This window comes from Parvibaculum sp. (genome assembly GCF_030651915.1).
Taxonomy (GTDB): domain Bacteria; phylum Pseudomonadota; class Alphaproteobacteria; order Parvibaculales; family Parvibaculaceae; genus Parvibaculum.
Genome location: NZ_JAUSBV010000001.1, coordinates 83,533 through 96,301 on the forward strand (window position 1 = coordinate 83,533; position 12,769 = coordinate 96,301).

13 protein-coding genes and 1 pseudogene are annotated in these 12,769 nt (G+C 57.5%); 13 read left to right on the forward strand and 1 reads right to left on the reverse strand.

Going from position 1 to position 12,769, the window contains the following annotated elements:
- Window positions 1-51 precede the first annotated feature (51 nt).
- From Q7V31_RS00410 to Q7V31_RS00470, 13 genes are all read left to right on the forward strand, one after another.
- The gene (locus tag Q7V31_RS00410) at window positions 52-1,185 is read left to right on the forward strand and encodes a hypothetical protein (protein ID WP_304731736.1); all 1,134 of its coding nucleotides are present in this window, start codon (window positions 52-54) and stop codon (window positions 1,183-1,185) included.
- Window positions 1,134-2,123: a Gfo/Idh/MocA family protein gene (locus Q7V31_RS00415; protein ID WP_304731737.1), complete on the forward strand. Its 990-nt coding sequence runs from the start codon at window positions 1,134-1,136 to the stop codon at window positions 2,121-2,123. The genes Q7V31_RS00410 and Q7V31_RS00415 overlap by 52 nt, the downstream gene beginning before the upstream one ends.
- On the forward strand, window positions 2,120-2,707 hold the full coding sequence (locus Q7V31_RS00420) for an acyltransferase (protein WP_304731738.1): 588 nt from the start codon (window positions 2,120-2,122) through the stop codon (window positions 2,705-2,707). The genes Q7V31_RS00415 and Q7V31_RS00420 overlap by 4 nt, the downstream gene beginning before the upstream one ends.
- Window positions 2,704-3,798: a DegT/DnrJ/EryC1/StrS aminotransferase family protein gene (locus tag Q7V31_RS00425; RefSeq protein ID WP_304731739.1), complete on the forward strand. Its 1,095-nt coding sequence runs from the start codon at window positions 2,704-2,706 to the stop codon at window positions 3,796-3,798. Before Q7V31_RS00420 ends, Q7V31_RS00425 begins: the two co-directional genes overlap by 4 nt.
- Window positions 3,799-4,030: 232 nt before the next feature.
- Window positions 4,031-5,149 carry a hypothetical protein gene (locus Q7V31_RS00430; protein WP_304731740.1) on the forward strand — a complete coding sequence of 373 codons (1,119 nt, stop codon included), beginning with the start codon at window positions 4,031-4,033 and terminating at the stop codon, window positions 5,147-5,149.
- An 11-nt stretch (window positions 5,150-5,160) separates the two neighbouring features.
- Window positions 5,161-6,162 (forward strand): SDR family NAD(P)-dependent oxidoreductase, encoded by a 1,002-nt coding sequence (locus tag Q7V31_RS00435; protein WP_304731741.1) that lies wholly within the window; start codon window positions 5,161-5,163, stop codon window positions 6,160-6,162.
- A 38-nt stretch (window positions 6,163-6,200) separates the two neighbouring features.
- A complete protein-coding gene (locus tag Q7V31_RS00440; protein ID WP_304731742.1) occupies window positions 6,201-6,953 on the forward strand; it encodes a bifunctional 2-polyprenyl-6-hydroxyphenol methylase/3-demethylubiquinol 3-O-methyltransferase UbiG in 753 nt (250 codons plus the stop codon).
- A gap of 22 nt (window positions 6,954-6,975) precedes the next feature.
- A complete protein-coding gene (locus Q7V31_RS00445) occupies window positions 6,976-7,362 on the forward strand; it encodes a polysaccharide biosynthesis protein (protein ID WP_304731743.1) in 387 nt (128 codons plus the stop codon).
- 14 nt (window positions 7,363-7,376) lie between these two features.
- Window positions 7,377-8,351 (forward strand): FkbM family methyltransferase, encoded by a 975-nt coding sequence (locus tag Q7V31_RS00450; protein WP_304731744.1) that lies wholly within the window; start codon window positions 7,377-7,379, stop codon window positions 8,349-8,351.
- A 168-nt stretch (window positions 8,352-8,519) separates the two neighbouring features.
- Window positions 8,520-9,305 carry an FkbM family methyltransferase gene (locus tag Q7V31_RS00455; RefSeq protein WP_304731745.1) on the forward strand — a complete coding sequence of 262 codons (786 nt, stop codon included), beginning with the start codon at window positions 8,520-8,522 and terminating at the stop codon, window positions 9,303-9,305.
- Complete coding sequence (locus Q7V31_RS00460; protein ID WP_304731746.1) at window positions 9,302-10,108, forward strand: glycosyltransferase family 2 protein; 807 nt, start codon at window positions 9,302-9,304, stop codon at window positions 10,106-10,108. The genes Q7V31_RS00455 and Q7V31_RS00460 overlap by 4 nt, the downstream gene beginning before the upstream one ends.
- Window positions 10,109-10,372: 264 nt before the next feature.
- A complete protein-coding gene (locus Q7V31_RS00465) occupies window positions 10,373-11,230 on the forward strand; it encodes a glycosyltransferase family A protein (protein ID WP_304731747.1) in 858 nt (285 codons plus the stop codon).
- 294 nt (window positions 11,231-11,524) lie between these two features.
- The gene (locus tag Q7V31_RS00470) at window positions 11,525-12,673 is read left to right on the forward strand and encodes an acyltransferase (RefSeq protein ID WP_304731748.1); all 1,149 of its coding nucleotides are present in this window, start codon (window positions 11,525-11,527) and stop codon (window positions 12,671-12,673) included.
- Here Q7V31_RS00470 and Q7V31_RS00475 read toward each other — a convergent pair.
- Window positions 12,632-12,769 (reverse strand): annotated as a pseudogene (locus Q7V31_RS00475) (IS5/IS1182 family transposase); the annotation flags it as partial. The gene Q7V31_RS00470 and the pseudogene Q7V31_RS00475 overlap by 42 nt on opposite strands.

The following is a 12,769-nucleotide window of genomic DNA, read 5'->3' on the forward strand; positions in this document are numbered from 1 at the left end:
CTGTCCCAGAGCACCAGTGATCCGTACCGCATATCTATTAAGCGAAAGGCAATGAGCGCGATCCTTCTGATCTCGCCGGAACCCTGGGAAGGGCATTTTGTCAGCAAGCATCACTATGCTCTGGAACTGGCGCGACGCGGGCATCAGGTCCTGTTTTACGGTCCGCCCGACACCTCACCGGGCATCCGGCTGGAGCCCGTGGCCGACGCGCAGGGCCGCTTGCAGGTGCTGCGCGCGCCCAAGGTCGCCCCCGGCCTGCGCTTTCTGCCAGGCCCGCTGCGCCGGTCGCTTGAAGCGCGCTGGCTGGCGCGGGTGGAAAAGGCCCTGGGCAGGCCCGTCGATGTGATCTGGTTGTTCGAGAATTCACGTTTTTACGACATGCGCTTCGCAGGCCCAAGATTGAAGATTTATCAGCAGGTGGATCTTAACCAGGATTTCCACCCGGCACAGGCCGCAAATTCGGCGGATATCGCCATTGCCTTGAATGTCCCTGTGAGGAAACGATTGCTCGCGCTGGGTGTGGACAAGCCTGTCCATCTGGTTTCGCACGGGTTGTTCGTTGCCAAAGGGGATGCCGGGACGACCAGTGCTCCCGATCTGCCGAAGGATCGGATCAACGCGGCCTATATCGGTAATCTCGGTATCAAATATCTGGACGTCGATGCCTTCTCGGAAGTCGTCCGCCAGCACTGCGCGCGTGTCGTCTTCCATCTTTTTGGTAAGTTCGACGAGACCATGCCCTTGCGGCAGGCATTGGCAGGGCAGGAGAATGTCGTCTGGCATGGATGGCAGGCACCAGAGACCGTCTATCGTTACCTGGAGGCGATGGACATCACCATGGTCCTTTACCGGACCCAGATGGATATGGAGCAGATTTCGAACTCTCACAAGATACTTGAATATCTCCACAGTGGTGCTGTTGTGGCATCGAGCTTCCTGCTCGATTACAAGGACAAGGATGGGCTGATCGAGATGGCGCCGCTCGGGGGCCGATATGCCGATCTTTTCGCCTCCGTTGTCGCCCGAATCGACTCTCTGAATAGCCCGGAACGGAGGCAGATGCGCCGAGCCCATGCCCTCAAACATACCTATCCCGGAAAGCTCGACCAGATAGAGGCGATTGTCGTGGCGCATTGTCCCGGCGCGCCGCTGACGGTCAGACCGCTAAAGCAGGAAGCGACATGAAGCGTTTTGCTCTGATTGGGGCTGCCGGCTACATCGCCCCCCGGCACATGAAGGCCATTCGTGAAACCGGAAACGACCTGGTCGCGGCGCTCGATCCGAATGACTCGGTCGGGATCATCGACAGCCATTTTCCGGACGCGCATTTTTTCACCGAATTTGAGCGTTTCGACCGACATGTCGACAAGCTACGCAGGGCGGGGCAGGGTATCGACTATGTTTCGATCGCGTCGCCCAACTATCTGCATGACAGCCACATGCGTTTTGCACTGCGCGCCGGCGCCGATGCGATTTGTGAGAAACCGGCGGTACTCAACCCATGGAACCTTGACGCTCTAAAGGAAATCGAGGCCGAAACCGGCCGCAAGATCAACACCATCCTGCAATTGCGTCTGCACCCGGCCATCATCGCGCTGCGCGCGCAGGTCGCGGCCAGCGGCGATCATGTTTACGATGTGGACCTCACCTACATCACCTCGCGCGGGAAATGGTACCTGCAAAGCTGGAAGGGCGAGGAAAAGAAATCCGGCGGTATCGCCACCAATATCGGCGTGCACTTCTTTGACATGCTGCATTTCGTTTTCGGTGCGGTGCTAGAGAATATTGTGCATCTGAACACGCCGACCAAGGCAGCCGGGTTCTTGCGATACGAACGCGCACGGGTGCGCTGGTTCCTGTCGATCGATGTCGCGGATGTGCCTGAAGCCGAGCGCGCCAGGGGCAAGCGCACCTTTCGCGCGATCGCGGTCGATGGCGCGGATATCGAGTTTTCGGACGGTTTCACGGATCTGCACACTCGGTCATATCAGGAAATCCTGGCGGGACGTGGTTTCGGCCTGGACGAGAACCGGGTCGCCATCCAGACCGTCAGCGAGATCCGCAACGCCCCGGTGGTCGCGACCAGAGAGCACCATCCCTTTGCAAGCAGGGCAAAGGCATGACGATAATGGTCCACCCCAGCGCCATCGTGGATGAGGGCGCCCAGATCGGCGAAGGCAGCCGCGTCTGGCACTTCGCCCATATCTGCGCAGGCGCGCGCATCGGGTGCGGCGTCTCGCTGGGTCAGAATGCCTTTGTCGGCAACAAGGTGGTCATCGGCGACCGCTGCAAGATCCAGAACAATGTCAGCGTCTATGACAATGTGACACTGGAAGAGGGCGTGTTCTGCGGCCCTTCGATGGTGTTCACCAATGTCCATAACCCACGGGCATTGGTCGAACGCAAATCAGAATACCGCGATACGCTGGTCATGCGCGGGGCCACGCTTGGGGCCAATTGCACCATCGTCTGCGGCGTGACGATTGGTTCTTTCGCCTTTGTCGGCGCAGGGGCGGTCATCCACAAGGATGTGCCCGATTTCGCGCTGATGGTCGGTGTCCCCGCCCGCCAAATCGGCTGGATGAGCGCCTATGGCGAGCGGCTGGACCTGCCCGTCAAGGGTGAAGACGTCGCCACCTGCTCACATACGGGCGAGCGCTACCGGCTGACGGGACGGCAACTTGTACGGGAGATTGGAGTGATATGATTTCCTTCATCGACCTTGTCGCCCAGCAGGACCGCATACGCCCCCGGATCGAGGCGGGCATCGCTCGCGTTCTCGCGCATGGTCAATACATCCTCGGTCCCGAAGTGGCGGAACTGGAGGAGAGGCTTTCCGCCTATACCGGGGCCGCGCATTGCATCACTTGCGCCAATGGCACGGATGCGCTGCAGATCGCGCTGATGGCCCTGGGTGTCGGTCCGGGGGACGAGGTCATTACACCGGGATTCAGCTATATCGCCACCGCCGAGGCGGCCGTGCTGCTGGGGGCGAAACCTGTCTATGTCGATATTGACCCGGTCAGCTACAACCTTGATCCAGCGCTGCTGGAGGCCGCGATCACCCCGCGTACACGGGCCATCATTCCTGTTTCCCTCTATGGCCAGCCTGCTGATTTCGAAACCATCAACGCGATCGCAAAGTGCCACAGCATCTGCGTGATCGAGGATGCCGCGCAAAGTTTCGGCGCCCTCTACGAGGGGCGCAAGTCCGGCAATCTGTCCACCATCGCTTGCACCAGCTTCTTTCCGTCCAAGCCCTTGGGCTGTTATGGCGATGGCGGGGCGATCTTCACTTCTGACCCCGACCTTGCCAAGGCCCTGCGCCAGATTGCCCGCCATGGGCAGACCGGGCGCTATTTTCACGCCCGTCTGGGAATCAATTCGCGGCTGGATACCCTTCAGGCCGCCATCCTTCTGGCAAAGCTGGATATCTTCGATAGTGAGGTCGAGGCCCGCCAGCGGATCGCGCGGGACTATGCCACGGCCTTGACGCGCGTCGGCGTCACACCGCCCCGTGTCGCAGATGGGCGCAGCAGCGTCTGGGCCCAATATACAATTCGTGTCCAGAACCGGTCCGAGCTGCAGGCCGCGTTGCAATTGTCCGGGATTCCGACCGCGGTCCATTATCCCTTGCCCCTGAACCGTCAACCAGCAGTCGCGGATGCAACAAGCGCTCTGCCTGAAAGTGACCGGGCCGCGGCCGAGGTGATGAGCCTGCCATTTCATCCCTATCTGCGGACGGAGACCCTGCTGGCGGTTGTCTCCAGCCTGGAGACCTGCCTGTCGCAAGTGTGAAACAGGACATTCCGTGCCCGAGTTGTCGGAGGACGATTTTGAAACCTCCAACCCATTGAAATCGCAGGCCAGATTTCCCGTCTGGCCAGAAACTTCGTTTCCTGACTGAAAGTCCCCGATGCCCCGGAAGACCCCCATCATCATCTTTCTTTACAACCGCCTGTTCGACCCGCTGATCCAGGGAAATTTCTGGCTTTACATCAAGAACTACCTGCAGGACCCGGTCGCGCCGGTGCGGTTTCATGTCGTCACGTTCGAGGACCCGCGTCACCCGCTGACCGACGCGCAAAAAGCCCTTGTGGCGCAGTGGCAGAAACAGGGACTGGAATGGACCGCGCTGACCTGGCATCCGGGCATGAGCCTGGTGCGGAAATTCCGCGATGTCCTGTCTGGTCTGGTCGCTGTCGCCTGGCTGCGGATGAAGGGGTATCGCCATATTGCGGCCCTCGGCTCGGTCGCCGGATCGTTCGCTTACTTCTGCGCGTTGCCGCTGCGCATGCGCCTGTTCCTGTATCAGTATGAACCCCATAGCGAAGTGTCGCGCGATGCGGGGGCCTGGGATGAAAAGAGCCTGCAATTCCGGCTGGCGCGGTTCTTCGAACGTCGATCGGCCGAATACGCCCATGTCATCGCCTCAGGCACACGGTTCATGGGAGAGCGGCTGAAACAGGACTGGGGTGTGCGGGCGGAATTTTTCCGTGTGCCCACGGTCGTGAATGAAGACAAGTTTCACTATGATGCGGATGTAGCCGCGAAAATGCGCGCCGATCTTGGCTTGCAGCCCGGCCAGCCGGTCCTGTTCTATACGGGCAAGTTCGGGGGCCTCTATTACGATATCGAAATCGCAAGGGCCTTTGCCTGGTTGCGGGAGTATGACCCGCAGCTGCATCTGCTGATCGTCACCCCAAATGACGATGTCTTTGTCCACGCGCTGTTCGCACGCGCAGGCGTCGACAAGGCCCATTATTCCGTGTGCCATTCCAGCTATGACGAAATCGAGCGCTTCTATTTCGTCGGGGATCTGGGCCTGATCACCATTCCCCCGGGTCCGGGCCAGAAATTCCGCTCCAGCATCAAGGTGGGCGAATATCTGTGCGCGGGCATGCCGTTTCTGACCCCGACCGGTGTCTCGGAGGACTATCTCCATGCGATCGAGAAGGGCGTCGGTGTTGTTGTCGAGGACTTCGATGAGCCGTCGATCCGTGGCGCCTGGCCAGAGATCAAGCGCTACCTCGACATGGACCGGAGCGCGCGGCGCGCGCATTGCCGGGAATTCGGAATCGCGTATCGGGGGTTTTCGTCCCTCAACCCGGTCTTCCGGGCCGCCATCGACGCCTTGCGCGCAAAATGAGGAACAAGACCATGAAGCATGTGATGGTGACGGGCGGGGTCGGCTCCGTCGGGCGCGCCGTGGTCGAGCGGCTGCTGGCAACCTGCCCCGAAGTCGAACGGATCGTGATCTATTCGCGCGACGAGCATAAGCAGGGCGATCTGGCACAGGAGCTTGCCGCGCATGCCGGAAAGCTTGATTTCATCATCGGCGATGTGAAGGATCGCGACCATCTGCGCCGCAGCCTGCGCGGCGTCGATACGGTTGTGCACACCGCCGCGATGCGTCTGGTCCCCCATGCTGAGGCCAATCCCGAGGAATGCCTGCGCACCAATGTCGAAGGCGCCATGAGTCTGGCCGCCGCCGTCAGTGACAGCAAGGTGCGCAAGGTGGTCGGGATTTCAAGCGACAAGGCTGTGGCACCCACCACGATCTACGGGGCCAGCAAATTCGCCATGGAGCGGGTCTTTCTGAATGCCGACCGGATTACGGATACCCGCTTTTCGCTGGTGCGTTATGCCAATATCCTCAACAGCCGCAGTTCGGTCGCGCCGCTGTTCCTCAAGCAGCGCGACACGGGCGTGCTGACCATCACGGACCCGCAGATGTCGCGCTTTTCGATCACCATGCGCGAAGGGGTCGATCTGATCCTGTTCGCCCTGGAATATGGTTGGGGGGGCGAATTGATCTGCCCGATCGCGCCCTCCTACCGGGTGCGCGACATGGCGACGGCCATCGCACCGGATGCCGAGCATCGCGTCATTGGCGCGCGCCCCGGCGAGAAGTTGCACGAGGCCATGTTCTCGATGACCGAAGCACCGTTCGTGGTCCGCCGTGAGGGTTATTACATCGTCACACCGACGCGCGGGCGCTGGAAGCTGACCGACTATTGCGCCGATATCCCCGAGGCGCGTCCGCTCGAGACCCTGTTCGAATACGACTCCGGCAGCAATGACGATTGGCTAAGCGTTGAGGATATCCGCGCTCTGGTCTGTCGTGTGTTTGGATTGAATCGTAGCTTAGATAGTCAATGAAATACAATTCAGCACTATTGGGAAAAAGAAATTAAAATATGCAAAAATTCAAGCGAATGGTAACCGAAGCGTTACTTAAATATTTAGGAAGAATTGCGACATTCCCCTTCAGGTTTAGGGAAAGTAAGGTGCGACGCCCGCCTACCATATCCCACCTTCAGTGGGAGCAATACTTGCTCGACAATTTCGATAAGGAAGATATGAAAATACTTGAGGTTGGGTCGCGGAATGTGACTGGCTCACCTTATGGGAAAAGATTCCAAAAGGCGCAATATACCGGTTTTGACTTCTATGACGGTGGTAATGTTGATGTGGTTGGTGACGCACATAAGCTCTCTAGCTACTTCAGAGAGGGGGAGAAGTTTGATCTAATTTTCTCCTCAGCTGTGTTCGAACATCTCCACATGCCTTGGGTGGTTGCGGAGGAAATTCAAAAACTCCTCAAAGTCGGTGGATATGTCTTTGTCGAAACGCACTTTGCGTTTGCTGCGCACGAACGTCCTTGGAATTTTTTCCAATTTTCAGATATGGGACTGAGAGCACTTTTTAGCAGTGCGCTTGGGTTCGAGCTTATTGAGAAAGGAATGAGCAATCCAATAGCTGGATATTATGCACACGACTCAGACGCATATATGAGATTCCGGCCGCTCACCGAGCTATACTGTCACAGTGAGATTCTCTGCAAAAAAACACACGAAGCCGATATGTTCAGTTGGAACGACGTCAACATTGATGACGTCGTCGATGGCTCGCGCTATCCGACAAACACGACTAAGTATAGGTCGCGCTGAATCGCTCTGTTGCACACATCGCGTGAATGGAGTCGATCTGGTGCTTCATGGCCTGTTCAACGGTTGGGGCGGCACCATCACCTGTCCACGCTCACCGAGCTACACCGTCGCCGACATGGCGGCCGCGATCGGACCGAATGCCGAGCATCGGGTCATCGGTGCCCGGCCGGGCGAGAAACGACATGAGTCAATGTTCAGCCTGGTCGAAGCCTCCTTTGTCGTCAGTCATGGTTCCCACTACGTCGTCACGCCGCAAACAGGCCGGTCGAGTATCGAGGAGTATTGCGAAGCAACCGGTGCGCGGAAGTTAAGTTCTATTTTTGAGTATGATTCCGGCAGCAATCCGGAAAGGCTTTCGGTTGAGGATCTGCGTTTGCTGATATCGTCCGAAATGGGGGGCGGGTTATAGATTTCAAGAAGCACATGGGCTGGCGGCAGGGCGTCTCCCGTAGCCGGGGCGGCTCAACACTGCGCGCGCTGGTCAAGCGAATACCGGGCGCACGTTTTCTCGCAAGGCGGGCGCGAAGTGTGCGATCCTTCATCGTGAATCTGTGTTGCCGGACCTATCAATCCAGACTGAATTCATCCTACTGGCGTTCCCATCATTTCGACGCGCTCGACGCTCCGTTTGCGATCAGCGATCACGCTCGGGAAAACTACGTCGTCCGAACTTCCGACAAGGTTATCGGCAAGCTGCTCTATTGTCGGGGCGACTTCGACCTTCGGAAGCTCGAGCGAGCCGTCAGGATCATCGAAGCGGAACGAGGCAGCGCCAGGATCGATATTATTTACGACATTGGGGCGAATGTCGGGCCGATCTGCATTCCGGCGATAAAGCGCGGCTATGCCGCGCGTGCGGTCGCCTTTGAGCCCGATCCCGACAACTTCCGCTTGCTTCGAATTAATACACTCCTGAACAGCGTCGACGATCGCATCGTTTGCCATCAGGTGGCGCTCGGTGCCGAAATCGGCGAAGCGAAGTTGATACAGAACACCGAGAACCACGGCGATCACCGGATCGCTCTGTGCCAGGAAACACCGGTCGGCGACGCCGTGACGGTGTCCGTGCGCCGCCTTGACGATTTCATGCCGGAGACAGCCGGCGTGGATTGCCTGCTCTGGATCGACGTGCAAGGGTTTGAAGCCGAGGTTCTGGCCGGCGGCACCAAGGCTCTTCAAGCCGGATGGCCTCTGGTGCTCGAGTTTACGCCACAGGATTTGAAGGCAAATGGTTCCTTCGATCGCTTTCTCGATCTTTTGACGACGAGTCGATACAGCAAAATATTCGATCTGGAATCCCCATCCACCGGTTCGAGACCCGTGTCCCGCGCGGTATTGACGGAGCTGGCGGCCGACCTCGGTCGGCGTCAGACCTTTACCGATATTCTGCTGCTGTAGAGCGATGAGTTGCTAACCAATCTCTGGTCGAATGGAGCCTGACCAAACATGCGCCAGTGTGAGAGAAATACTGCCTTGTCAATTTTTTGTATCGTAACACTGTCATGACAGTTCTGAGGCAGCACATCCGAAGGCTGATGGCGAAGGCCAATCTGACCGTGACGAAGCTTGCGACGTTCGATCGTCTCGTCGCGAATGAACAAAAGCTCCGACGCCATGAGGCGTTTCTGGAATTTTCCAAACACGTTCACGAAGATCGATCTTCATCGAACGATCTCCTTGTTTCCACACGCCAGGGGCGAAATTTTCCAGGATATATTTGCTGCTCTCGTGCTTGATGAGAAGGATTCCGGATTCTTCGTCGAATTCGGTGCGACGGACGGAGTCAACGGCAGCAACACATGGTTGTTCGAGAACCGGTTCGGCTGGGACGGTGTTCTGGCCGAGCCGGCTCGCGTCTGGCATGCGCAACTGGCTCGAAACCGCTGTTGCCGGATTTCCCACGCGTGCGTCTGGATGGAAAGCGGGCAGACACTCCAGTTCCACGAAGTGGCGGATGCGGGTTTCTCCACACTGCAAGATTATGCCGGGCGCGATCGTCATGCCCGGCGCCGCAGGGCCGCGATCCGCTATCCAGTCGAGACGGTATCTCTGGACGATCTCCTGAAACGCTCGGATGCGCCGCGCAAGATTGACTTCATGAGCATCGATACGGAGGGCAGCGAGCGTGACATTCTTTCCGTGTTCCCCTTCGGGGACTGGGAAATCTCGATCATGACGGTGGAACACAATTTCCGCCCGGACCGGACCGCGATGCATGACATCCTCTCCGCCAACGGGTTCGTGCGGGTCCTGCCGGAGCTTTCACAATTCGACGACTGGTATGTCGCGGAAGCCCTTGCGGCACGCGTTGCAACCGTCTTTCCAGACGGTGCCGAACAGACATCGACATGAAGATTATTTCGCTGACATCCATTCCCAGCCGCTTCGATGGGCTCGGGCCGATCCTGGAATCGTTGGTCGCGCAGAATGTGGATGAGGTCAGGCTCTACATTCCCAACCGGTATCTCCGCTTCGCCGACTGGAACGGCTCTCTCCCGGATGTGCCAGAAGGCGTGACGATATGCAGAACGGAGGATGATCTCGGGCTGGCGACGAAGATTCTTCCCGCATGCCGCGATTTTTGGGGGCAGGATGCCCAGATATTGTTTTGCGATGACGATTGCCTGGTGGAAAAAGGCTGGGCTGACCGGTTGTTCCGTATTCAGGGTCGTCGCCCCTCTGACGCCGTCGCCGTATATGTACGGCCGGTCGAAGGATATGTTCCCAACCGGGTGAAAACGCCTGGCATTCGTGCGTGGCAACTTCCGATCAAGTATGATGTTCCGTTTCGTCTATCCCGGCTTTTGTCGAAATTTGTCGGCACGCCGACACTGCGTCGCCGGCCTTTCGTGATACCCGGCTATGGCGAAATCTTCTTCGGCGTGGCAGGGGTCGTTGTGCGCCCGGAATTCTTCGACGAAGCGACCTTCGATATTCCTCCTGTTGCCTGGCCTGTGGATGACATATGGCTGTCAGCCAACCTCGCCCGCCTCAATGTTCGTATCTATTGTCCATGGATGGTGGCCTTGCCGATTTCTTCTTACCTGGCGGACCAGGACTCTCTTCAGGAAAGCGAATTCGAAGGCAAGAAGCGGCAAGAGTTGAACAGGAATGCCGCGCAACTCTGCCAGCAGAAATTTCAAATCTGGGGCTGATCGTGGCGAGCTCAGCAGCCTCAGTTGTACAACACAGAGAGTTGAAGGAAGTATTTGGCCGGATCGACGGGTCCAGTGGCAATCGGTCCCGGAGCGGCGGTGTGCCCTTCAACCCGGAATTTCTCTCCGCGTGCGGATTTTATCCGGTGTGGATTGAGGCCTGGAGCGGCAACGCTTTTGTTGAAATCGCGCTGCCAGACTGGAAGCGGAAGACAGTGACTGATTTGGCCGCGGCCTATACTCACAGCAATCCGAATGTGCGGCATGGATAGTTCAACCGGTGTGAAGGTATCGATTGTTCTGCCGGCCTATAACGCAGAGATGTTTGTCGGCGACGCTGTGAACTCGGTCCTCTCGCAAACCTGCGAGGATTGGGAGTTGATCGTTATCGACGATGGCAGCAATGATGGAACATCCGAAGTCGTGTCCGGTTTTAACGATGCCCGCATAAAGCTGATCCGGCAGCCGAATGCCGGCGTAAGTACGGCCCGGAATCGCGGTCTTCGTGCTGCTCGTGGCGGGTATATTACCTTTCTGGACGCGGACGATCTTCTTCCGCCGGACGCCCTGAAAATCCGCGCCGAATTCCTGGATGGAAATCCGGATGTCGATATCGTCAACGGCTCGGTGCAGATTGAAGCCGGTGTGTCGGGAAAGATAACGAGCCTTTACAGGCCCGACGTTCACCGCCAGAAGCTATTTGACCGCCTCGTGCGCATGGATCCGGCCGTCTTCTTCGGGGTGTGCTATATGTTGCGGCGTGCTTGTGTGCGGGAGCATGTGTTTCCACCCGGTCAGACGCATGCTGAGGATATTACATTTTTTCTCGAAGTGGCGCATGACGAGGATATTTCCTACGCTGCGGTAGACAGCGTCGTATACCGATACAGGGTCGCGCCCCATTCCGCGATGGCAAATCTTGACGGGATCGAGAGCGGCTATATGAGCTTGCTGCGCGCGGCTGAAAACATGCATCGGATTGGACCGCAGCAAATGTCCTATCTGCGGCGGAGGATATCCTCGATTCTTCTGAAGTCCTGGCTTCGCCGGGGCAATGTGTGGAAGGCCATCAGGGTGGTGCTGACCGTTCATGGCAGGTGGTGGAATGCACGACACGAATGAGCCGAGCGAGGGCGTGGTCCGGTTTCGGCGTGGACTCAAAAAGTAGCATCTAATTGCGTATTTGTGATCTCGGGGCTTGGGAGTGTGCAGGTTGACATGCACAACATATGCGGGCCGTCTTGCTCGTCCCGCAGCGAAAGACGCGACCTCGAACGGCGATGTCCACACGATGTGGAAAATCGTTGGCGCGACGATAATTTCATCAGTCAGTATTCCGGCACCAGGTGACGATTTGAAAACTTCGATATGTCGTATTGACCTTGGCGTCAGGATCTATCCGGAAATGACCTATCGATGCTGAAGAACCGCCCTGAGATTGACGGGTTGAGGGCTGTCGCTGTATTGCCAGTGATATTGTTTCACGCTGGCTTTTCGTCGTTCAGCGGCGGCTTTATCGGCGTCGATGTATTCTTCGTGATAAGCGGCTATCTGATCACGACGATCATCGTCGAAGAGCGCCGTGCTGGCAAATTTACGCTTCTTGGCTTTTACGAACGGCGCGCGCGCAGAATTCTTCCTGCTCTTTATTTTGTCATATTTTGCTGTCTACCATTTGCATGGCTATGGATGACGCCAGACCAGGCCGAGTTGTTTGGGTTTAGTGTCATCGCTGTGTCTCTGTTTGCTGCAAATATACTATTCTGGCGGCAAACCGGATACTTCGCGGGCCCGGCAGAAGAAATGCCGTTGCTCCACACATGGAGCCTTGCAGTCGAGGAGCAATTTTATCTGATATTTCCTATATTCGTGTTGCTCGCGTGGCGAATTGGGCTACGAAATCTGGCGATCTCAATAGGAATTCTGGCAGCGATTAGCCTCGGTATTGCCGAATGGGGATGGCGCTTCAAACCGATTGCAAATTTCTATCTTCTTCCCACGCGCGCATGGGAACTGCTGGTTGGCTCCATGGCAGCAATCTATCTCGTCCGTCGGCCGATGTCCTTCGGCCATTGGAACCAGCCCGCGTCGCTCGGCGGTTTGGGCCTTATTCTCTATGCGGTCGTCGTGTTCGACAGCGGAACGCCCTTTCCGAGCCTTCTTACTTTGGTGCCTGTGGTTGGTGCAGTGCTGATCATACTCTTCGCGACGCCCGAAACGCTCGTAAGTCGCCTATTGTCGCTCGCGCCTTTCGTTGGCATCGGCCTGATCAGCTATAGTGCATATCTTTGGCACCAACCATTGTTTGCCTTCGCACGGCTTCGCTCGATTGATGAGCCAGATACGTCGCTGATGCTAGCGCTCGTGGCACTTGCACTCTCTCTGGCGTGGGCCAGTTGGCATTTTGTCGAAAACCCTTTCCGGGACAAAGTGCGCATCTCGCGTATCCGTATCTTCACAGTGGCGCCGTTAACGGCAATGCTGCTGATTGCCATCGGCCTGTTCGGCGCCGATAGAGGTCGACTAGGTAGTGGACTCATAAGCACGGGCCCATATCCGGATTGAAGCGATGGCGACCGCAGCGAGGAAGTTGCGTGCGAGCTTGTCGAAGCGCGTGGCGACGCGCCTGAAGTGCTTGAGCTTGTTGAAGAAGCGCTCGAC

Coding starts and splice junctions, on each gene's coding strand:
- Q7V31_RS00410 (WP_304731736.1), top strand. CDS start 52: ATGAGCGCGATCCTTCTGATCTCGCCGGAACCCTGGGAAGGGCATTTT.
- Q7V31_RS00420 (WP_304731738.1), top strand. CDS start 2,120: ATGACGATAATGGTCCACCCCAGCGCCATCGTGGATGAGGGCGCCCAG.
- Q7V31_RS00425 (WP_304731739.1), top strand. CDS start 2,704: ATGATTTCCTTCATCGACCTTGTCGCCCAGCAGGACCGCATACGCCCC.
- Q7V31_RS00435 (WP_304731741.1), top strand. CDS start 5,161: ATGAAGCATGTGATGGTGACGGGCGGGGTCGGCTCCGTCGGGCGCGCC.
- Q7V31_RS00440 (WP_304731742.1), top strand. CDS start 6,201: ATGCAAAAATTCAAGCGAATGGTAACCGAAGCGTTACTTAAATATTTA.
- Q7V31_RS00450 (WP_304731744.1), top strand. CDS start 7,377: ATGGGCTGGCGGCAGGGCGTCTCCCGTAGCCGGGGCGGCTCAACACTG.
- Q7V31_RS00460 (WP_304731746.1), top strand. CDS start 9,302: ATGAAGATTATTTCGCTGACATCCATTCCCAGCCGCTTCGATGGGCTC.
- Q7V31_RS00465 (WP_304731747.1), top strand. CDS start 10,373: ATGGATAGTTCAACCGGTGTGAAGGTATCGATTGTTCTGCCGGCCTAT.
- Q7V31_RS00470 (WP_304731748.1), top strand. CDS start 11,525: ATGCTGAAGAACCGCCCTGAGATTGACGGGTTGAGGGCTGTCGCTGTA.